The sequence below is a fragment of the Bradyrhizobium sp. FW305-F6 genome, from assembly GCF_058782905.1.
On the sequence record NZ_JBYSYD010000004.1, the window covers coordinates 21,019 to 40,796 of the forward strand.

Here is a 19,778-nt window from a genome sequence, read left to right on the forward strand (position 1 = left end):
GAGGCTCGTGCATGCTGAACAGGCGCAACGGTTACGACTATGAAGGTCTGCTGGCCTGTGCCCGCGGCGAGATGTTCGGCCCGGGCAACGCCCAGCTGCCGCTGCCGCCGATGCTGATGTTCGACCGGATCACCGATATCAACGACAATGGCGGCGAGTTCGGCAAGGGTCTGGTGCGTGCCGAGCTCGACGTGAAGTCTGATCTCTGGTTCTTCGGTTGCCACTTCAAGAACGATCCGGTCATGCCCGGCTGCCTCGGCCTCGATGCGCTGTGGCAAATGGTCGGCTTCTACCTCGGCTGGATCGGGGGCGAAGGCCGCGGCCGGGCACTCGGCCTGAACGAGCTGAAGTTCAGCGGCCAGGTGCTGCCCGAGGCCCGCAAGGTTGTGTACAACGTCGACATGAAGCGCGTGATGCGGTCAAAGCTGGTGCTCGGCATCGCCGACGGGTGGCTTTCGGTCGATGACCAGATTATCTATCGCGCCAAGGATCTGAAGGTCGGCCTGTTCAAGCAGGGCACGAGCCTGGGCTGAGGCGCATCACCAAGAAAGACAACGATTTAGGGCGAGGCTGTCATGAGGCGGGTTGTGGTCACCGGGATGGGCATCGTCTCGTCCATCGGAAACAACACCCAGGAAGTGCTTGCGAGCCTTCACGAGGCGAAATCGGGCATTTCGCGGGCGGAAAAATACGCCGAGCTCGGCTTCCGTTCGCAGGTGCAAGGTGAACCCACGCTGGATCCTTCGACGGTAGTCGACCGCCGCGCCATGCGTTTCCTCGGCCAGGGTGCGGCGTGGAATCACATCGCGATGGAGCAGGCGATCCAGGACTCCGGCCTGAGCCCTGAGGACGTCTCCAATATCCGCACCGGCATCATCATGGGGTCGGGCGGCCCTTCGGCACGCACCATCGTCGAAGCAGCCGACATCACCCGCTCCAAGGGACCCAAGCGCGTCGGCCCGTTCGCGGTGCCGAAGGCGATGTCCTCCACGGCGTCGGCGACACTCGCGACCTGGTTCAAGATCAAGGGCGTGAACTATTCGATCTCCTCGGCCTGCGCGACGTCGAACCATTGCGTCGGCAACGCCTATGAGACCATCCAGATCGGCAAGCAGGACATCATCTTCGCCGGCGGCTGCGAGGAGCTGGACTGGTCGCTGTCGGTGCTTTTCGACGCCATGGGCGCGATGTCGTCGAAGTACAACGATACGCCGGCCACGGCCTCGCGTCCCTACGACGTCAACCGCGACGGCTTCGTCATCGCGGGCGGCGCCGGCGTGTTGGTGCTGGAAGAGCTCGAGCATGCCAAGGCGCGCGGCGCGCGCATCTACGGCGAGATCGTCGGCTACGGCGCGACCTCGGACGGCCACGACATGGTGGCGCCGTCAGGCGAGGGTGCCGAGCGCTGCATGCGCATGGCGATGTCGACCGTGAAGACCAAGGTGGACTACATCAATCCGCATGCCACCTCGACGCCGGCCGGCGACCCGCCGGAGATCGAGGCGATCCGAAAAGTATTCGGCGTCGGCGAGAAGTGCCCGCCGATCTCGGCGACTAAGGCCCTGACCGGCCATTCGCTGGGCGCCACCGGCGTGCAGGAAGCAATCTATTCGCTGCTGATGATGAACAACGGCTTCATCTGCGAGAGCGCGCACATCCAGGAGCTCGATCCTGTTTTCGCCGACATGCCGATTGTCCGCAAACGCATCGACAACGTCAAGATCGGCACCGTGCTGTCGAACTCCTTCGGCTTCGGCGGCACCAACGCCACGCTGGTGTTCAGCCGGCTGGATGCTTGATCTCTGACCTTGTCATGCCCCGCGAAGGCGGGGCATCCAGTACGCCGCGGCTTCTCTATTTATCACGACGGTCTCTGGAATACTGGATCGCCCGCCGGCGCGGGCGATGACGTCGAAATTGGGAGCGATGGCGGCAATGGAAGGTTTGATGAAAGGCAAGCGCGGTCTGATCATGGGCATCGCCAATGATCATTCCATCGCCTGGGGCATGGCGCGGACGCTGCATGCCCATGGCGCCGAGCTCGCCTTCACCTTCCAGGGCGAGGCGCTCGGCAAACGCGTCAAGCCGCTGGCCGAGCAGCTCGGCGTCGATCTGGTGCTGCCTTGCGACGTCGAGGACATCGCCAGCGTCGATGCCACCTTCGCGGCGCTCCGCGAGGCATGGGGCCGGCTCGACTTCGTCATCCACGCCATCGGCTTCGCCGACAAGAACGAGCTGAAGGGCCGCTACGCCGACACCAGCCGCGAGAATTTTTCACGCACCATGGTGATCTCCTGTTTCTCCTTCACGGAGGTCGCAAAGCGCGCCGCCGAGCTCATGGCGGAAGGCGGCAGCATGATCACGCTGACCTTCGGCGCCTCGGAGCGCGCGATGCCGAACTACAACGTGATGGGCGTAGCCAAGGCGGCCCTGGAGGCTTCCGTGCGCTATCTCGCCGCCGATTTCGGGCCGCGCGGCATCCGCGTCAACGCCATCTCCGCAGGTCCCATCCGTACGCTCGCAGGCTCCGGCATCGGTGAGGCACGGGCGATGTTCGCCTACATGCAGAAGCACGCGCCGCTTCGTCGCGGCGTCACGCTCGACGATCTCGGCGGCTCGGCGTTGTATCTGCTGTCCGACCTTTCCGGCGGCGTGACCGGCGAGATTCACTACGTGGATTCCGGCTACAACACCATCCTGATGCCGAGGCCGGACGATCTGAAGGCATCGGAATAGCTTGGTGCTCTTGTAGGGTGGGCGAAGCGAAGCATGCCCAACATCTCTCGATGATTACAGACGGTGGGCACGGCACGCTTCGCCTTGCCCACCCGACGAGAGCCTGCTTAACCCGCCGCGATCTTCTCCGCGCGCTGGAACGCCGGACGCGCCGTGCATCGCGCGAGATAAGCGTCGAACGCGGGGCGCGACGGCACCATCTTGAACAGGCGTACCGCATAATTCAGGCCGGAGCCGATGACGACGTCGGCGGCCGAAAATTCGTCGCCGAGAATCCACGGCCCCTTCTGTAGCGCGGCTTCCAGCACGTCGAACACTTGCGCCGCGCTGCCCCAGGCCGCGCTCGAGGTCGGGATCTCGATCTTGGTGAAGATCTGGGTGATGGCGGGCTCGATGCAGCCCGGCGAGAAGAACAGCCATTGCAGGTAGCGCGCACGGCGCGGGTCGGTCACGCCTGGCGCGAGCCTGGTCTCGGGATAGCGGTCGCCGATGTAGGCGCAGATGGCCGCGGCTTCGCCGAGCGCCGCATCGCCGTCGGTCAGGGCCGGCACCTTTCCCATCGGGTTGATCTTGAGGAAGTCTGGCGCCTTCTGCGCGCCGGTCGAGATGTCGGTCAGGACGCGCTCATAGGGCAGGCCGCTCTCTTCCATCAGCCAGAGAGTGGTGAACGAGCGCGAACGGGGCGACCAATAGAGCTTGATCATGGGGCGGAACCTTCCGGAGACGAGCGGCGAACAGCGCGCAATTCATGCCGCGTTTGCCGCGTATCCGCAACGCACTAACCCTAGGAGGAAGGCAAGCGGCGTGAACGATATGTGGGTCAACGTTCTCTGACGTCGCTTTGACGCGCTGCTGGTCGAGCCCCGAGCAAGAGCGGCAGCGTCTTGTCGAGGCTTTCCGTCAGCATGGCGCGTACGCCGTCGCGCAGTGCGGGATTGCCGGCGGCATCTTCAGGATGCGTTGGAAACGATTCTGCGGGCAACTCTCGATAAGGGCCGCCGACGAGCTTGCCCAAAAACCTCTGTACCGCCAGCGAATGGTCCAGGTTGATCAGCGCAGAGCTCTGTCTGACGATGGCAAAGTCGCGCCCGTCAAAGATACGGATAAATGCCAGGGCGTGGAGAAAGATGCGACGCCCGAGCACCACATCCTGGTTGAGGATGCCGAAGCCGCGGACCGTATAGCTTGATGACCCGACCGGACTGATTGCATTGAGAATCTGGATGTAGTGCCGGCAATTCGTTCCTTTCGCCACTTGGCGCATGTATTCGGCTAGCTCCGCGTTGAGATCGCGTACCAACCTGTCTTTCAACGTATCCTTCGACTCATCGCGGGGAGGAAATTTAGCCGGGTTGTAGGGAATTCTCAGAACGGATGCGCCGACAGGGATCGCGGCGCGAGTCCGCGCGAAGATCAGATCGCTCAGTCCCCAGCCTGGGATCGGGACCACCGTCTTCTTGTTCTGAAATACGGTCAGGCCGGTCGTCTGCACGGTGAACTCGTCGCCGGTGGTGACCACGACACCGAAGTCGCACGAGTTGCCGGCCACGGGAACGGGCCTGCCCGTCGCTACACGCCCCGTGGTCGACTTGCTTTTGGCTTGCCTGACGGCTGGTCCTGCCGTCTGCGTCCCTGTTGATTGGGTCTGCGCCGAAGCAGATGTTGAAAAGCACCACAGGACAGCCGCAATAGCGACCAGTCGGGCCAGAACGTCAAATACGTGTCCTGTCGCCATGGGGGCTTACTCGCCCTTGATGTATGCGGGCAGATACTTTTCCAGCTGGGCCGTGAGCAGGCTGCGTGTGCTGTCACGCAGCAATGCACTGTTGGTCACCTGTTCAGGAGTCTTGGGAAACTCGAGATTGTCGAGGATTTGCATATTGCCGTTCTTGCTGGAAAAACTCGAAGCAAGCACATCTCCGAAGCTCCGGGTGGGCGCTCGATGGATGTCGAAGGTCCGTCCGTCAAAAACGTTGATACGGTAATGGGCAACCACGACGCCACGCCCGGAAGGGCTCGCCCAATTTTTGTAGACTCCGAGGCCCTCGATTGACTGATTGGTGCCATCAACCGAAGCGCGGGCTTTCGTGGCTACGACGTAGCGTTCGCAATTTGCAGTTCCGGCGATCTGCCGCACCAGGGCCGTCAGGTCGTTGCGGTCATTGCGGAACAGTTTTGCTTCCGGTTGATAGTAAGGCTTGAAGGCTCCGCTTGCGTAAGCGATTTTTCGGACAGCCGTGCCGGGAGCCGCGGCTCGAACCTTCGCAACAAACAGATCATCGATGCCCCACGTCTCGATCGGCGCTTCCAGATATTCGTTGCCGAACATCGTAAGGCCGACATGTTGTACCGAGAAACGGTCTCCGATCGCGGAAATGACGCCGATTTGACATGGGCCTCTCTCCGCCGCGACCGGCTGTTGTGCAGCCGGCTTGGCCTTCGGCGCTGCCTTCTTGGCCGGCGCTGCAGTCCGAGCGGAAGGCGCGGCGGGTGTTGGAGGCGTTTGCGCGACCGCCGGGGTCCATATGGACGAGAGCACAATTAACGAGACAGCAATGCGGAGCATGGATTTCGGGGGGATCAGAGGCAGGAGGTCATCGATCTCGTCACACTAGGTGGGGATCGTGACAACCGCAAGCTGCGCCCGGAGTCCAGTGCTTACCCCCTGAGCCGCTTCCACCGGTAATACTTCATCACGAACCCGTTCGACGGCTCGATCTCTTCCTTCTCGAACACGAACCCTTCGCGCTCGTACCAGCGCCAGGCCTTTTCGTTCTCGCGAACGCAACGCAGGTACATCTCTTCGGGCATCTGCGTGCGGGTGAAGGCGAGCAGTTGCCGGCCGATCGACTGCCCCTGATAGGCGGGGGCAACGAAGAGCATGTCGAGATAGAGCTTCGGCACATGCAGCGCCAGCATCGCAGCGATCGTGCCGCGGTCGTCGGCGACGAAAAGGCTCCAGCCGTTCTCGATCTCGCGCCTGATGCGCGCACGCAAATTGGCCAGCAGGAAGTCGCTGGCCTCGCCGAGCCCGGTCGAGACCCAGCTCTCCATCCAGACACGGCCAATCTCGTCGTACTCGTCGGAGCGGGCGGGGCGGATGATCGGATCCGGCATCTGCCGCTCAAGCCTTCTGGCTGCGAACGGATTGCCGCGCGCGGACCTTGCCGGCCGACAGGCACACCACCTCGGAGATCTGGAGCAGCTGCCGCGCCAGCGGGCTGGTCTTGCGCCAGACCATGCCGATGGTGCGCGACGGCTCGGGGTCGCGGAAGCGCGCCAGCGAGACCGTGGCAGATCGCGTCTCGACCGGCACCGCCATCTCCGGGATCAAGGTGACGCCGATGCCGGCGCTGACCATCTGCACCAGCGTCGACAGCGAGTTGGCGTCCAGCATCTCGCGCGGCGGCGCCGATTGCATGTTGCAGAAGGAGAGCGCCTGGTCGCGGAAGCAGTGCCCTTCCTCGAGCAGCAGAAGCCGCATTTCGCGCATCATCTCCCGCGACGGCGCCGGCGTGCCTTCATCGGCGGCCGGCCGCACCAGCAGGAATTTTTCCTCGAACAGAGCGACCTCGGTGAGCGAAGGCTCTGACACCGGCAGTGCCACGATGGCGGTATCGAGCCGGCCTTCCACCAGCTCCTGAATCAGCCGCGGCGTCATGGTCTCGCGCACGCGGATATCGAGCTCCGGATGCATGCGCGTGAGATTCTTGGTGATCTTCGGCAGCAGGTATGGCGCGATGGTCGGGATCATGCCGATGCGCAGCCGGCCGGCAAAGCGGTCCTGTGATGCCCGCGCGAAATCGCCGAGCTCGTCGACCGAGCGCAGGATATCGCGGACCCGCTCGGCGAGCTCCTCGCCGAACCGGGTCAGAGCCACCTGGCGCGCGCTGCGCTCCAGCAGCAGGCCCCCGAGCGCCTCCTCCAGCTCCTTGATCTGCATCGACAAGGCCGGTTGCGAGATGGAGCAGGACTCCGCCGCGCGACCAAAATGGCCATGACGCGCCAGCGCATCGAAATACCGGAGCTGGCGCAGCGTCACATTGATCATCAGAAAATCCTATCGCAGCGATCATTAAAGTCAACTTTACCTGATCGTTTGCGACGCTTAGAGTGATTCTACCTGGTCAAGGGCGCAAGTCGACGCCGCCAGAGGAGGTATTTATGGACGACACTTCGAAGTGCCCGTTTTCGGGCGGAAAACCCGTTCGCTCAAACCGCGACTGGTGGCCGACGCAGCTCAACATCGAGGTGCTGCACAAGAATTCCGACAAGTCCGATCCGATGGACAAGGACTTCGACTATGCCAAGGAATTCAAGTCGCTCGACCTGAACGCGCTCATCAAGGACCTGACCGCCTTGATGACGGATTCGCAGGAATGGTGGCCCGCCGACTTCGGCCACTATGGCGGTCTCATGATCCGCATGGCCTGGCACAGCGCGGGCACGTATCGCACCACCGATGGCCGCGGTGGCGCCGGTGCCGGTCAGCAGCGTTTCGCACCGCTCAACAGTTGGCCCGACAACGCCAACCTCGACAAGGCGCGCCGGCTGCTCTGGCCGATCAAGCAGAAATACGGCCGCAAGATTTCCTGGGCCGACCTGATGGTGCTCGCCGGCAACGTCGCGCTGGAATCGATGGGCTTCAAGACGTTTGGTTTCGCGGGTGGTCGCGTCGACGTCTGGGAGCCGGAAGAGCTCTATTGGGGTCCCGAAGGCAGCTGGCTCGGTGATGAGCGCTACAGCGGTGAGCGTGAGCTGGCAGAGCCGCTCGGCGCGGTGCAGATGGGCCTCATCTACGTCAATCCGGAAGGCCCGAACGGGAAGCCGGATCCGGTCGCTGCGGCCAAGGACATCCGCGAGACCTTCGCCCGCATGGCGATGAACGACGAGGAGACCGTCGCGCTGATCGCCGGCGGCCACAGCTTCGGCAAGACCCATGGCGCCGGAGATCCGTCGCTGGTCGGTCCGGAACCTGAAGCAGGTGCACTCGAAGATCAGGGCCTCGGCTGGAAGAGCAAGCATGGGGCGGGCCACTCCGCCGACTCCATCACCAGCGGTCTGGAAGTGACCTGGACGAAGACGCCGACGAAGTGGAGCAACAACTTCTTCGAAAACCTCTTTAACTTCGAATGGGAGCTGACGAAGAGCCCGGCCGGCGCTCAGCAATGGACCGCCAAGAACGCCGAAGCGATTATTCCGGACGCGTTCGACCCGTCGAAGAAGCATCGGCCGACGATGCTGACGACGGACCTCTCGCTGCGCTTCGATCCCGCGTATGAGAAGATCTCGCGTCGCTTCCTGGAGAACCCGGACCAGTTCGCTGACGCCTTTGCCCGCGCCTGGTTCAAGCTCACCCATCGCGACATGGGCCCGATCCAGCGCTATCTCGGCCCGCTGGTGCCGAAGGAGACGCTGATCTGGCAGGATCCGATCCCGGCCGTGAATCACGAGCTGGTCAGCGACCAGGACATCGCCGTCCTGAAGACCAAGATCCTGGGCTCCGGCCTCTCGGTGTCCGAGCTGGTCTCGACCGCCTGGGCCTCGGCCTCGACGTTCCGCGGCTCGGACAAGCGCGGTGGCGCCAACGGTGCGCGCATTCGTCTCGCGCCGCAGAAGGACTGGGAGGTCAACGAGCCGGCTCAGCTTTCCAAGGTGCTCGGCAAGCTCGAAGCGATCCAGAAGGACTTCAACGCGTCATCCGGCGCCAAGAAGGTCTCGCTGGCGGACCTCATCGTGCTCGGCGGCACCGCCGCGGTCGAGAAGGCCGCGAAGGACGGCGGTGTCGAGGTGAAGGTCGACTTCACGCCGGGCCGGATGGATGCTTCGCAGGAGCAGACCGACGCAGTTTCGTTTGCACCGCTGGAGCCGAGGGCCGATGGTTTCCGCAACTATGTCGGCAAGCGGCATCAGTTCATGCAGCAGGAAGAAGCCCTGGTCGATCGCGCGCAACTTCTCAGGCTCACCGGCCCCGAGATGACGGTGCTGCTCGGCGGCCTGCGTGTGCTCGGAGCCAACGCCAACGGTTCGAAACACGGTGTATTCACTGCGAAGGTGGGAACGCTGAGCAACGACTACTTCGTCAACCTGCTCGACATGAGCACGCAGTGGGTGCCGTCGGCCGACGGTAGCTATGAGGGGCACGACCGCAAGACCAACGCGGTGAAGTGGACCGCCACGCGTGTCGACCTCATCTTCGGCGCACACTCTCAGCTCCGCGCCTATGCCGAGGTTTACGCCACGTCGGACTCCAAGGAGCAGTTCGTCAAGGACTTCGCCAAGGCGTGGACGAAAGTGATGAACCTCGACCGCTACGACATCGTGCGCAAGTAAAGCGAGGCTGCCGTTCCCCCACGCGGGAGAGGTGAGCGGCAGTCGGTAGCGACGCGTAAGCAGGAAGGGCGGCCGGGAGGCCGCCCTTCTTTTTTGATCATTGTCTGTGATCAGACATCGAGCTTGCCGGCCTTCGCGGCAGTGTAGCGCTCGCCCACCGCCTTCCAGTTCACCGTGTTCCACCATGCCTTGAGATAATCGGCGCGTCGGTTCTGGTAGTTCAGATAGTAGGCGTGCTCCCAGACGTCATTGCCGAGCAGCGCCCGCTTGCCGTCCATCATCGGATTGTCCTGGTTGGGTCGCGTTTCGATGGCGAGCTTGCCGTCCTTGCTGACAGTCACGAACACCCAGCCCGAGCCGAAGACGCGTCCGCCGGCGGCGTTGAAGTCGGCCTGAAACTTTTCCATGCCTCCGAGGTCGCTGTCGATTGCGGCGAGCAGGGCGCCCTCCGGCTTGCCTCCGTTCGGTCCCATGATCCGCCAGAACATCGTGTGATTGGCGTGGCCACCCATGCTGTTGCGAACGCCGGTGCGGATCGCTTCCGGAACCGCGCCGAGGTTGCCCAGCACTTCCGCGACCGGCTTCTCGGCGATCTGCGGATTGTCCTTGGCGAAATTGTTCAGGTTGGTGATGAAGGCCTGGTGATGGCGGCCGTGATGGATCTCCATCGTCTTGGCATCGATATGCGGTTCCAGCGCGTTCGCCGGATAGGCCAGTGGATCGAGCTTGAACGGCCCTGTGGGCGCCATGGCCGCCTGCGCAAACGCCAAGCGCGGGGCAGCGGCAGCCGCAACGAGGCCGGTTGCTGCGAACATGAGACGGCGCCGGGATATGGATGACATTTGGTTCTCCTGTCTGGGACGATCCGCTGGGGAAGCGTATGGCGGGTAGAAGTAGGTACGCGGCTGCAGCCACTTCGGGTTTCGATCGAAGTGGTCGTGACGGTGCGGCGGAATCGCGCACGGCGCATCGAGGATGCAGGTCGCAAAGGGCCAACAAAAAGGGCGGCCTTTCAGCCGCCCTTGGTGTTCAGATGTTCCGAGAGCTTACTCGCCCGCCGCTTCGCGCGGGGCCTTCTCGCCCTCGGCGGCCTTCTCCTTGGCCTCGAGGTCTTCGCCGGTGGTCTGGTCGACCACCTTCATCGACAGGCGGGTCTTGCCGCGATCGTCGAAGCCGAGCAGCTTGACCTTGACCTTGTCGCCTTCCTTGACGACGTCGGAGGTCTTCTGCACGCGGCTGGACGCGAGCTGGCTGATGTGGACGAGGCCGTCCTTGGAACCGAAGAAGTTCACGAAGGCGCCGAACTCCATCACCTTGACGACGGTGCCGTCGTAGATCTGGCCGACTTCCGGCTCGGAAGCGATCGACTTGATCCACTTGATCGCGGCCTTCATCGCCTCGCCGTCGCTGGAGGCGACCTTCACGGTGCCGTCGTCCTCGATGTTGACCTTGGCGCCGGTCTTCTCGACGATCTCGCGGATCACCTTGCCGCCGGTGCCGATCACTTCGCGGATCTTGTCGGTCGGGATCTTGAAGGTCTCGATGCGCGGCGCGTATTCGCCGAGCTCGGCGCGGGCGTTGGTGAGCGCCTTCGCCATTTCGCCGAGAATATGGATACGCCCGTCCTTGGCCTGGCCGAGCGCGACCTTCATGATCTCTTCGGTGATGCCCTCGATCTTGATGTCCATCTGGAGCGAGGTGATGCCCGCTTCCGTGCCGGCGACCTTGAAGTCCATGTCGCCGAGATGGTCCTCGTCGCCGAGGATGTCCGAGAGAACCGCGAAGCGCTTGTCTTCGAGGATCAGGCCCATCGCGATGCCCGCGGTCGGCCGCTTCAGCGGCACGCCGGCGTCCATCAGCGCCAGCGAGGCGCCGCAGACCGAAGCCATCGACGACGAGCCGTTGGATTCGGTGATCTCCGACACCACGCGCACCGTGTAGGGGAATTCATGGTGCGGAGGCAGGACCGGATGGATCGCGCGCCAGGCGAGCTTGCCATGGCCGATCTCGCGGCGCTTGGTGCCGCCCAGGCGGCCGGTCTCGCCGACCGAATAGGGCGGGAAGTTGTAGTGCAGCAGGAACGTCTCTTTATACGTTCCCGACAGCGCGTCGATATACTGCTCGTCCTCACCGGTGCCGAGCGTGGTCACCACCATCGCCTGGGTCTCGCCGCGGGTGAACAGCGCCGAGCCGTGAGCGCGCGGCAGCACGCCGACTTCGGCGACGATGTTGCGCACCGTCTTGCTGTCGCGGCCGTCGATACGCTTGCCGGTGTCCAGGATGTTCCAGCGAACGATCTTGGCTTCGAGCTCCTTGAACACGCCGGCGATACGGAGCTTGTCGTATTTCGGCTCCTGCCCCTCGGGGAAGTAATGGGCCATCACCTTTTCCTTGACCTTGCCGACCGCAGCGTAGCGATCCTGCTTGACCGGAATGGCGTAGGCGGCGCGCAGCTCCTGCTCGACGAGGCCGAGCATCTCTTTCTCGAGCGCGGCATTGTCGATGACGGTGACTTCGCGCGGCTCCTTGGCGGCCTTCTCGGCCAGCTCGATGATGGCCTTGATGACGGGCTGGAAGTGGCGGTGACCGAACATCACGGCGCCGAGCATGATGTCCTCGTTCAGCTCCTTGGCTTCCGATTCCACCATCAGCACGGCGTCGGCAGTGCCGGCGACGACGAGGTCGAGCTGGGTGTCGACCATCTCGTCGAGGGTCGGGTTGAGGATGAACTCGTCATTGGCGAAGCCGACGCGGGCTGCGCCGATCGGGCCCTTGAACGGAGCGCCCGACAAGGTCAGCGCGGCCGACGAGGCCACCAGAGCGACGATGTCAGGGTCATTCTCCATGTCGTGCGACAGCACGGTGACGATCACCTGGGTTTCGTTGCGCCAGCCGTCGACGAACAGCGGACGGATCGGACGGTCGATCAGGCGGGAGACCAGCGTCTCCTTCTCGGTCGGACGGCCCTCGCGCTTGAAATAGCCGCCGGGAATGCGGCCCGCGGCGTAGGTCTTTTCCTGGTAGTCGACGGTCAGCGGCAGGAAATCGACGCCTTCGCGCGGCGCCTTCGCCGCGACGACGGTGGCGAGCACCACAGTCTCGCCGTAGGTGGCGACGACGGCGCCGTCGGCCTGGCGGGCGATCTTGCCGGTTTCGAGCTTGAGTGGGCGTCCGCCCCAGTCGATCTCGACTGAATGCTTATTGAACATAGAGGTCTTCTTTCATGGTTTCTCGAAAGAAGGGACGCTTCCAAAAACAAAAACCATGCGCAAGATTGCGGGACGCTGATCGGAGCGGATGATCAGCGTCCTGCGATCCTGCCATGGTTTTTGAATGTCGGATGGCGTCCATCCTTTCGGGTCATACGGGCGCCTTGCCCGTTGTGCCCAGCCGCCGGATTGCTGCTGGACTGTCAGTCGGCACGAGCGCGAATACCGAACCGCGGTCTTCGCTGTTCATGCCCGGATGCTCGCCGACAACGGCTTGCATCCGACGCGCACGCAGCCTCGATCAAAAACCTTCAAAGAAACGATTCTCGTTCGAAACCACGCACGAAAACGCGCGCCAGTGGCGCGCGCAGGAACACTTAACGACGAATATTGTGCTTCTCGAGCAGCGCCTTGTACCGCGCCTCGTCCTTCTTCTTGAGATAGTCGAGGAGCGAGCGGCGGGTCGAGACCAGCTTCAAGAGGCCGCGACGCGAATGGTTGTCCTTCACGTGGGTCTTGAAATGGTTGGTGAGGTTGTTGATGCGTTCCGAGAGGATCGCGACCTGAACCTCGGGCGAGCCGGTGTCGCCGGCCTTGGTGGCATTCGTCTTGATGACTTCCGCTTTGCGTTCTGCGGCAATCGACATCGTCAATTTCTCTCGTTGCGACCGGGGCTGGCAGTCAGGCCGGTCAGGTTGAACACACGCTTGGGGATGATTTCGCCGTTGCCGACTTCGGCAAGCGCCAAAAGACGGCCTGCCACCGTGACATAGACTGTGCCGCTACAAGTGGGCGCATCCCGTCCGCGCAACAAAACGGCCTGGCCCCGATGGAGCCTTGCCGCATCAGCCCGAGTGACGGCCAGTGCCGGGATGTCGTCCAGCGCGGTCTCAACGGGCAAAAGCGCGTCGGCGAGGCTTCCCTCGCCGGACGCGGCTCTATCGCACAAAGCCTCCAACTGATCCAGTGGAATCATGTCGTTTTCGCCAAATGGGCCGACCAGGGTGCGCCTGAGCGCGCAAATATGACCGTAAGTGCCCAGAATCCGGCCCATATCCCTGGCCAGCGCCCGGACATAGGTGCCCTTGCCGCACTCGGCCTCGAATACGGCCCGGTCGCTATCGGGTTGATCGACAAGGGTTAAATGGTGAATTTCGACCGGGCGGGGGGCCAGTTCCACGATCTCGCCGTCGCGCGCGAGGTCATAGGCGCGTTCGCCCTGGACCTTGATCGCCGAATAGCGCGGTGGGATCTGCTCGATCACCCCGGTGAAGCGGGGCAGCAGCGCCAGGATCTCCTCCCGGGTCGGGCGCTGGTCGGAGGTCGCGGTCACCCGGCCCTCGATGTCGTCGGTGTCGCGCTCTGCGCCCCAGCACACCGTGAAACGGTAGCGCTTGCGGCCGTCCATCACGAAGGGAACGGTCTTGGTGGCTTCGCCGAGCGCGATCGGCAAGCCCCCCGAGGCGAGCGGATCGAGCGTGCCGGCGTGCCCGGCGCGCTTGGCATTGAAAAGGCGCTTGAGCACGGCGACCGCCTGCGTCGAGGTCATGCCGATCGGCTTGTCGAGCACGACCCAGCCATGGACGTCGCGCCGGTCGCGGCGAACCTGGTTGCCCCTCTGCTGCTTGGCGCGCGGATCGTTGTTGACGCGGCGCGGCTCCTGATGGGGCTGAGACTTGCCGCCCATGTCCGCGAAATCATTCTTCTGCACATCGCGCTGATCGGCGTCGTTGCCGTCGACCGTGCCGTGAGCCGGGTCCATCGTCATTGCTTTTCTTCCCGATCCGAAGCCGGATTCTGTTCCAGATCCTTGTCCGGATCCTTGTCCAAGTCCTTCTGCACCGCAGGTGTTCGCAAAAGCTTCTCGATCCGTTCCGCTTCGTCGAATCGTTCGTCGACGCGGAAGCGAATGTCAGGTGCAAATTTCAGGTTAACGCGCCGCGCGACCTCGCCGCGCAGGAACTTCTTGTTGCGCTCGAGCGCAGCGATGACGATCTCGGTGTCGCGGCCACCGAGCGGCATCACGTAGACCGTCGCGAGCTTCAGGTCAGGCGACATCCGCACCTCCGGCACGGTGATGATGTGACCTTCGAGATCGGCATCATGCACGTTGCCTTGCGCCAGAATCTCGGCCATCGCGTGGCGAACCTGCTCGCCGACGCGCAACTGACGTTGCGAGCCTCCGCCGGGCACGGAACTCTTCTTCTGATGATGGCGTGGCATTTTCTAGAAATCACCTCGTCATGCCCGCATCCCTTGGACACGGGCACTGTCATTTGTCCTGTTGAAACGAAGAGGGGCGGATGGCCGGAAAAATCCGGCCATCGCACTCCCGCAATTTCAGTTCAAAAAGATCCGGACGCTTCGGTAAGATTTGGACTTACAGGGAGCGCTGGATCGTCTCCACGCGATAACACTCGATCACGTCACCGGCACGCATGTCGTGATAGTTCTCGAAGGCCATGCCGCATTCCTGACCGGACTGGACTTCCTTCACTTCGTCCTTGAAGCGCTTCAGCGTCGACAGCTTGCCTTCATGCACGACGACGTTGTCGCGGATCAGGCGCACATTGGCGCCGCGTTCCACGGTGCCGTCGGTGACGCGGCAGCCGGCGACCTTGCCGACCTTGGAGATGTTGAAGATCTCCAGGATCGAGGCGTTGCCCAGCATGGTTTCGCGCAAGGTCGGCGCGAGCAGGCCGCTCATCGCCTTCTTCACGTCGTCCACGAGGTCGTAGATGATGTTGTAATAGCGGATCTCGATGCCGTTGCGCTTGGCGGCCGCAGCGGCCTCCTTGTTGGCTCGAACCGAGAAACCGATGATCGCGGCGTTGAAGCCTTCCGCGAGCGTCACGTCGGATTCGGAGATGCCGCCGACGCCGGCATGCAGGATGCGGGCGGCGACTTCGTCGGTGCCGAGCTTCTCCAGCGAGCCGAGGATCGCTTCCAGCGAGCCCTGCACGTCGGCCTTGATGATCAGCGGGAATTCCTTGCGGCCCGCGGTCTTCAATTGTGACATCATCTGCTCGAGCGAGCCGCGCATGCCGGAGATCGAGGCAGCCGCGTTCTCGCGCTTCTGGTGCGCGCGGTAGCTGGTGACCTGACGGGCGCGGGCTTCGTTCTCGACCACGGCAAGGCGATCGCCGGCCTCCGGCGGGCCGTTGAAGCCGAGCACTTCGACCGGCACCGAGGGGCCGGCTTCCTGCACCGTCTCGCCCTGATCCGAGATCAGCGCGCGGACACGGCCCATTTCGGCGCCGGCGACGATGATGTCGCCGACACGAAGCGTGCCGCGCTGGACCAGCACGGTCGCGACCGGACCACGGCCGCGATCGAGCTTGGCTTCGATCACGGTGCCCTCGGCCGGACGCTCCGAATTGGTCTTGAGGTCGAGGAGTTCGGCCTGGAGCGCGATCATCTCGAGCAGCTTGTCGAGATTTGTCTTGTTCTTGGCGGACACCTCGACGTCGACGACTTCGCCGCCGAAGGATTCCACCTGCACCTCGTGCTGGAGCAGCTCGGTGCGCACGCGCTCGGGCTTGGCGTCGGGCTTGTCGATCTTGTTGATGGCAACGATGATCGGCACCCGCGCCGCCTTGGCGTGGTTGATGGCTTCGACCGTCTGCGGCATCACGCCGTCGTCGGCCGCGACCACCAGCACGACGATGTCGGTGACCTTGGCACCCCGGGCGCGCATCGCGGTGAACGCGGCGTGGCCGGGCGTGTCGATGAAGGTGATCTTCTTGCCGCTCTCGGGCGATACCACCTGGTACGCGCCGATATGCTGCGTGATACCGCCGGCTTCGCCGGAGACGACGTTGGCGTGGCGGAGCGCATCGAGCAGCGAGGTCTTGCCGTGGTCGACGTGACCCATCACGGTCACGACGGGCGAGCGCGTCTCGGTGTCGGTGGAGTCGTCGACGATGTCGAACAGGCCTTCTTCGACGTCGGCTGCCGCAACGCGCTTGACGGTGTGGCCGAGCTCTTCGGCGATCAGCTGGGCGGTATCGGCGTCGATCACGTCGGTGATCTTGTGCATCGCGCCCTGCTTCATCAGCATGCGGATGACGTCCACCGCACGCTCTGACATGCGGTTGGCGAGTTCCTGGATGGTGATCGCCTCCGGGATCGTGACTTCGCGGATCAGCTTTTCCTTCGGCTCGTTCGAGGCGTGGCCCTTCAGGCGCTGGGTGCGGCGGCGGAACGAGGCGATCGAGCGCTCACGGACCTCGTCTGCATTGAGCGCGGTGACGACCGTCAGGCGGCCGCGCTCTTTCTGCGGGCCGGGCTTGTGGGTGGTCTTGGGGGCAGCCACAGGACGCGCGGCGCCGCCGGGACCGCGACGGATCTGGCGCGGACCGTCGTCCTCGTCTGGGCCGGCCGCAACCGCAGGAGCGCGCCCCACAGGGCCCGTTGGCCGCTGCGTGGTCGTTGCCGGGCGCGCAGTGGTGGTCGCCGCAGGTCGCGCCGTGCTCAGCGCAGGACGCGGAGAGCTCGTCACCGGAGCTGCCGCTGCGGGCCGCGCGGCCGCCGGCTGCTCGCCTTCGCCGAAGCGCTTCTTGGCTTCGGTCTCGGCCTTGCGCTTGGCTTCGTCCTCGTGGCGATGCCGCTCTTCCTCGGCCTTGCGACGAGCTTCGGCGGCCTCGCGCTCGACGCGCTCGGCGGCCTCGCGGACGGCGCGGCGCTGGGCCTCTTCCTCGGCCTGACGGCGCTCCTCGACCTCGCGCAGCTTGGCATCTGCCAGCGCGCTGGCGCGCGCCGAGCGCTCGTCCTCGGTGAGGGTACGCAGCACCACGCCGGAACCGGCGTTGCGCGGCGGGGCGGACTGCGCCGGGCGCGACGGCGCGGCGGGTGCGGCCGGCGCCGGCTTTGCCGCGGGCTTTGCCGTCACCTCGGGCGCGTGCGGCTCGGGTCCGTCGCCGATGCGGCGCTTGCCGCGCTTCTCGACCACGACCTGCTTGCTACGGCCATGGCTGAAGCTCTGGCGTACGGTGCCCGTTTCGACGCGCGGCTTGAGCGATAGCGTCTTGCTCGGAACGCTCAGCTTCTTGTCGCCAGGGGTCTTGGTATCAACCATTCAGCAGTCCTAATCCTGATTTGTCAGTGTTGTGCGTTGCCGCACCATCCAATCGGGTCGTCGTTGTCTCTCAGAAATCCTGGCCGGGTTTTTCGGCAGTCCTGTCGTCGTCCGCCATCCGGTATCGGACCAGCATCTGGCTACGTGACAGGAATGACTTGCTCGCCGGGCCCGCGAGCAGGGCAGCATGTATCACATTTGACCGGGTCAGTGCCAAATCCAATTCTATCGATTTCAGTACGGTGACGACGGGAATCTGCGGCGGAGCGCCGCGATTTCCGGCATTTTGACGCGCCAGCACGTCCAATTTGCGGATTCCGTCCGCGGCCCCGTCGCTGGCATGGATCAGGACCTCGACCGTGCCTTCCCGAAGGGCGCTCTCGACCTTGCCGAAGCCGGCCACAACCTGGCCCGCCTTGGCGGCGATCCCAAGGGCTTCCGTCACGCTCCGAACCAGGAGCGTCTCGATGTCGGCGGGAAGCGTCTGAAGGGGGCGCAGGTCGCGCTTGAAGGCCTTGCTGAATTGGTGACGCCGCACGGCTTCCGCAACCACCTTCCGCGAGGCGGTGATCCACATGCCGCGACCGGGCAGCTTGCGCTTGAGATCGGGAACCACGTCTCCTTGCGGCGAGACGACGAAGCGGATCAGCTCGTCGATCGGCCGGACCTCGCGGCTGACCGCGCACATGCGCATGGTCGCGGACCTTTCGGTCCGCGGCCCATGGTCGAGTTCGCTGTCAACGCTGGCAAGCATCCGGGCGACATTCTCCTTGGCTCTCTAAGTCGCGTGGTCTTGACGCATGATGGACACGCCCTAAGCGGGTTGATCCTCAGTCGCCTCGGCCTCTTCGGGCTTGGCGAGATCGGCCTCGGTGATCCAGCCAGCCTTGACGCGGGCCTGCATGATCATCGCTTCAGCGTCGTCACGGGAGATGTCGACGCCGTCGAGCGCGCCGGCGTGCTTGGTCGGCTCGCTGCCTTCCTTGCGCTCGGTCCATCCGACCAGATCGTCGGTGGCGCAGCCGGCGAGGTCGTCGACCGTCTTGATGTCGTTCTCGCCGAACTTCACCAGCATCTTCGAGGTCACGCCGGGCACGTCCTTGAGGGCGTCCTCGACGCCGAGCTCCTTGCGCCGGGTCTCGAGCTCCGCTTCCTGCTGCTCCAGATATTCGCGGGCGCGGTTCTGCAGCTCCTGTGCGGTCTCCTCGTCGAATCCCTCGATCCCGGCGAGTTCCTTGACGTCCACCATCGCGAGTTCCTCGACGGAGGTGAAGCCTTCCGACGCCAGCAGCTGGCCGACCACTTCGTCGACGTTGAGCGATTCCATGAAGACGCGGGTGGAGTTCTCGAAGTCGGCCTGGCGGCGCTCCGATTCCTCCTGCTCGGTCAGGATGTCGATGTCCCAGCCGGTGAGCTGCGAGGCCAGGCGCACGTTCTGGCCGCGGCGGCCGATCGCGAGCGAAAGCTGGTTGTTGGTGTCGGGCACCACGACCTCGATGCGCTCGCGGTCCTCGTCGATGACGACCTTGGAGACTTCGGCCGGTGCCAATGCGTTGACCACGAAGGTCGCGATGTCGGGCGACCAGGGGATGATGTCGATCTTCTCACCCTGCAGCTCGTTCACCACGGCCTGCACGCGCGAGCCGCGCATGCCGACGCAGGCGCCGACCGGATCGACCGAGGAATCACGCGAAATCACGCCGATCTTGGCGCGCGAGCCGGGATCGCGGGCCACCGCCTTGATCTCGACGATGCCGTCATAGATTTCCGGCACTTCCTGCGCGAACAGTTTTGCCATGAACTGCGGATGGGTGCGCGAGAGGAAGATCTGCGGGCCTCTCGTTTCGCGGCGGACGTCGAAGATGTAGGCACGGACGCGGTCGCCGTTGCGGAACACTTCGCGCGGCAGCATCTCGTCGCGGCGGATGATGGCTTCGCCACGGCCGAGATCGACAATCACGCTGCCATATTCGACCCGCTTGACGACGCCGTTGACGATGTCGCCGATCCGGTCCTTGAATTCCTGGTACTGCCGGTCGCGCTCGGCCTCGCGCACCTTCTGCACGATCACCTGCTTGGCCGATTGCGCGGCGATGCGGCCGTATTCCAGCGGCGGCAGGGTGTCGGCGATGGTGTCGCCGACCTGGGCGCCGGGATTGGCGCGCTGCGCGTCCACCAGCGAGATCTGGTTGGAGTGGTTCTCGACCTTATCGACCACCAGCATGTGGCGCGACAGTCGCAGCTCGCCCTTCTTCGGGTCGATCTCGGCATGAACGTCAGTTTCGCTGCCGTAACGGGCCCGCGCCGCCTTGGCGATGGCGTCTTCCATCGCGGCGATGACGATGCCGCGGTCGATCGATTTTTCGCGCGCGACGGCGTCCGCGATCTGAAGCAATTCAAGTCGGTTGGCGCTGACTGCCATG

The 19,778-nt window shown here is 64.0% G+C and carries 17 protein-coding genes; 4 read left to right on the forward strand and 13 right to left on the reverse strand.

From position 1 onward, the window contains the following. The first annotated feature begins 11 nt into the window (after positions 1-11). The 3 genes from fabA (at position 12) to fabI (ending at position 2,736) form a co-directional block, all read left to right on the forward strand. A complete protein-coding gene (fabA, locus tag AC3WLX_RS24645; protein WP_492337937.1) occupies positions 12-533 on the forward strand; it encodes a bifunctional 3-hydroxydecanoyl-ACP dehydratase/trans-2-decenoyl-ACP isomerase in 522 nt (173 codons plus the stop codon). A gap of 42 nt (positions 534-575) precedes the next feature. Then, positions 576-1,799: a beta-ketoacyl-ACP synthase I gene (gene fabB, locus AC3WLX_RS24650; RefSeq protein WP_291620124.1), complete on the forward strand. Its 1,224-nt coding sequence runs from the start codon at positions 576-578 to the stop codon at positions 1,797-1,799. Positions 1,800-1,935: 136 nt separating this feature from the next. Next, positions 1,936-2,736, forward strand: a complete 801-nt coding sequence (gene fabI, locus AC3WLX_RS24655) for an enoyl-ACP reductase FabI (RefSeq protein WP_492337938.1) — start codon at positions 1,936-1,938, stop codon at positions 2,734-2,736. Between the two features lie 107 nt (positions 2,737-2,843). Here fabI and AC3WLX_RS24660 read toward each other — a convergent pair whose 3' ends face one another. The 5 genes from AC3WLX_RS24660 to AC3WLX_RS24680 form a co-directional block, all read right to left on the reverse strand. Next, entirely contained in the window at positions 2,844-3,440 is a 597-nt protein-coding gene (locus tag AC3WLX_RS24660; protein WP_492337939.1) for a glutathione S-transferase family protein, read from the reverse strand. Between the two features lie 116 nt (positions 3,441-3,556). Beyond that, positions 3,557-4,471, reverse strand: a complete 915-nt coding sequence (locus AC3WLX_RS24665) for a hypothetical protein (RefSeq protein WP_492337940.1) — start codon at positions 4,469-4,471, stop codon at positions 3,557-3,559. A 6-nt stretch (positions 4,472-4,477) separates the two neighbouring features. Further along, entirely contained in the window at positions 4,478-5,302 is an 825-nt protein-coding gene (locus AC3WLX_RS24670) for a hypothetical protein (RefSeq protein ID WP_492337941.1), read from the reverse strand. Between the two features lie 92 nt (positions 5,303-5,394). Continuing rightward, complete coding sequence (locus AC3WLX_RS24675; RefSeq protein ID WP_492337942.1) at positions 5,395-5,853, reverse strand: GNAT family N-acetyltransferase; 459 nt, start codon at positions 5,851-5,853, stop codon at positions 5,395-5,397. Between the two features lie 7 nt (positions 5,854-5,860). Then, on the reverse strand, positions 5,861-6,787 hold the full coding sequence (locus tag AC3WLX_RS24680; RefSeq protein WP_291620137.1) for a hydrogen peroxide-inducible genes activator: 927 nt from the start codon (positions 6,785-6,787) through the stop codon (positions 5,861-5,863). Positions 6,788-6,900: 113 nt separating this feature from the next. On the opposite strand from AC3WLX_RS24680, the gene katG reads away from it, so the two are divergent. Beyond that, positions 6,901-9,069 (forward strand): catalase/peroxidase HPI, encoded by a 2,169-nt coding sequence (katG, locus tag AC3WLX_RS24685; RefSeq protein ID WP_492337943.1) that lies wholly within the window; start codon positions 6,901-6,903, stop codon positions 9,067-9,069. Between the two features lie 110 nt (positions 9,070-9,179). Here the strand turns inward: katG and AC3WLX_RS24690 are convergent, their stop codons facing one another. The 8 genes from AC3WLX_RS24690 to nusA all read right to left on the reverse strand — a co-directional run bounded on the left by AC3WLX_RS24690 (position 9,180) and on the right by nusA (position 19,777). Then, the gene (locus AC3WLX_RS24690; protein WP_492337944.1) at positions 9,180-9,911 is read right to left on the reverse strand and encodes a superoxide dismutase; all 732 of its coding nucleotides are present in this window, start codon (positions 9,909-9,911) and stop codon (positions 9,180-9,182) included. Positions 9,912-10,115: 204 nt separating this feature from the next. Further along, complete coding sequence (gene pnp, locus AC3WLX_RS24695; protein ID WP_492337945.1) at positions 10,116-12,278, reverse strand: polyribonucleotide nucleotidyltransferase; 2,163 nt, start codon at positions 12,276-12,278, stop codon at positions 10,116-10,118. A gap of 377 nt (positions 12,279-12,655) precedes the next feature. Next, positions 12,656-12,925 carry a 30S ribosomal protein S15 gene (gene rpsO / locus AC3WLX_RS24700; RefSeq protein ID WP_008540131.1) on the reverse strand — a complete coding sequence of 90 codons (270 nt, stop codon included), beginning with the start codon at positions 12,923-12,925 and terminating at the stop codon, positions 12,656-12,658. A gap of 2 nt (positions 12,926-12,927) precedes the next feature. Continuing rightward, positions 12,928-14,046: a tRNA pseudouridine(55) synthase TruB gene (gene truB, locus AC3WLX_RS24705; protein WP_492337946.1), complete on the reverse strand. Its 1,119-nt coding sequence runs from the start codon at positions 14,044-14,046 to the stop codon at positions 12,928-12,930. After that, the gene (gene rbfA, locus AC3WLX_RS24710) at positions 14,043-14,501 is read right to left on the reverse strand and encodes a 30S ribosome-binding factor RbfA (protein ID WP_291629769.1); all 459 of its coding nucleotides are present in this window, start codon (positions 14,499-14,501) and stop codon (positions 14,043-14,045) included. The genes truB and rbfA overlap by 4 nt, the downstream gene beginning before the upstream one ends. A 157-nt stretch (positions 14,502-14,658) precedes the next feature. After that, the gene (gene infB / locus AC3WLX_RS24715) at positions 14,659-17,355 is read right to left on the reverse strand and encodes a translation initiation factor IF-2 (RefSeq protein WP_492337947.1); all 2,697 of its coding nucleotides are present in this window, start codon (positions 17,353-17,355) and stop codon (positions 14,659-14,661) included. 70 nt (positions 17,356-17,425) lie between these two features. Further along, positions 17,426-18,109, reverse strand: coding sequence for an RNA-binding protein (locus AC3WLX_RS24720; RefSeq protein WP_492337948.1), 684 nt, complete (start codon positions 18,107-18,109; stop codon positions 17,426-17,428). 60 nt (positions 18,110-18,169) lie between these two features. Beyond that, positions 18,170-19,777, reverse strand: a complete 1,608-nt coding sequence (nusA, locus tag AC3WLX_RS24725) for a transcription termination factor NusA (protein WP_492337949.1) — start codon at positions 19,775-19,777, stop codon at positions 18,170-18,172. Position 19,778 lies beyond the last annotated feature (1 nt).

Bases quoted from the DNA above. Each gene is read 5' to 3' on its own strand.
- fabI (WP_492337938.1), top strand. From the start codon at position 1,936: ATGGAAGGTTTGATGAAAGGCAAGCGCGGTCTGATCATGGGCATCGCC.
- nusA (WP_492337949.1), bottom strand. From the start codon at position 19,777: ATGGCAGTCAGCGCCAACCGACTTGAATTGCTTCAGATCGCGGACGCC.
- AC3WLX_RS24690 (WP_492337944.1), bottom strand. From the start codon at position 9,911: ATGTCATCCATATCCCGGCGCCGTCTCATGTTCGCAGCAACCGGCCTC.
- AC3WLX_RS24665 (WP_492337940.1), bottom strand. From the start codon at position 4,471: ATGGCGACAGGACACGTATTTGACGTTCTGGCCCGACTGGTCGCTATT.
- fabB (WP_291620124.1), top strand. From the start codon at position 576: ATGAGGCGGGTTGTGGTCACCGGGATGGGCATCGTCTCGTCCATCGGA.
- pnp (WP_492337945.1), bottom strand. From the start codon at position 12,278: ATGTTCAATAAGCATTCAGTCGAGATCGACTGGGGCGGACGCCCACTC.
- AC3WLX_RS24720 (WP_492337948.1), bottom strand. From the start codon at position 18,109: ATGCTTGCCAGCGTTGACAGCGAACTCGACCATGGGCCGCGGACCGAA.
- truB (WP_492337946.1), bottom strand. From the start codon at position 14,046: ATGACGATGGACCCGGCTCACGGCACGGTCGACGGCAACGACGCCGAT.
- AC3WLX_RS24660 (WP_492337939.1), bottom strand. From the start codon at position 3,440: ATGATCAAGCTCTATTGGTCGCCCCGTTCGCGCTCGTTCACCACTCTC.
- AC3WLX_RS24670 (WP_492337941.1), bottom strand. From the start codon at position 5,302: ATGCTCCGCATTGCTGTCTCGTTAATTGTGCTCTCGTCCATATGGACC.
- katG (WP_492337943.1), top strand. From the start codon at position 6,901: ATGGACGACACTTCGAAGTGCCCGTTTTCGGGCGGAAAACCCGTTCGC.
- rpsO (WP_008540131.1), bottom strand. From the start codon at position 12,925: ATGTCGATTGCCGCAGAACGCAAAGCGGAAGTCATCAAGACGAATGCC.
- AC3WLX_RS24680 (WP_291620137.1), bottom strand. From the start codon at position 6,787: ATGATCAATGTGACGCTGCGCCAGCTCCGGTATTTCGATGCGCTGGCG.
- infB (WP_492337947.1), bottom strand. From the start codon at position 17,355: ATGGTTGATACCAAGACCCCTGGCGACAAGAAGCTGAGCGTTCCGAGC.
- AC3WLX_RS24675 (WP_492337942.1), bottom strand. From the start codon at position 5,853: ATGCCGGATCCGATCATCCGCCCCGCCCGCTCCGACGAGTACGACGAG.
- fabA (WP_492337937.1), top strand. From the start codon at position 12: ATGCTGAACAGGCGCAACGGTTACGACTATGAAGGTCTGCTGGCCTGT.
- rbfA (WP_291629769.1), bottom strand. From the start codon at position 14,501: ATGCCACGCCATCATCAGAAGAAGAGTTCCGTGCCCGGCGGAGGCTCG.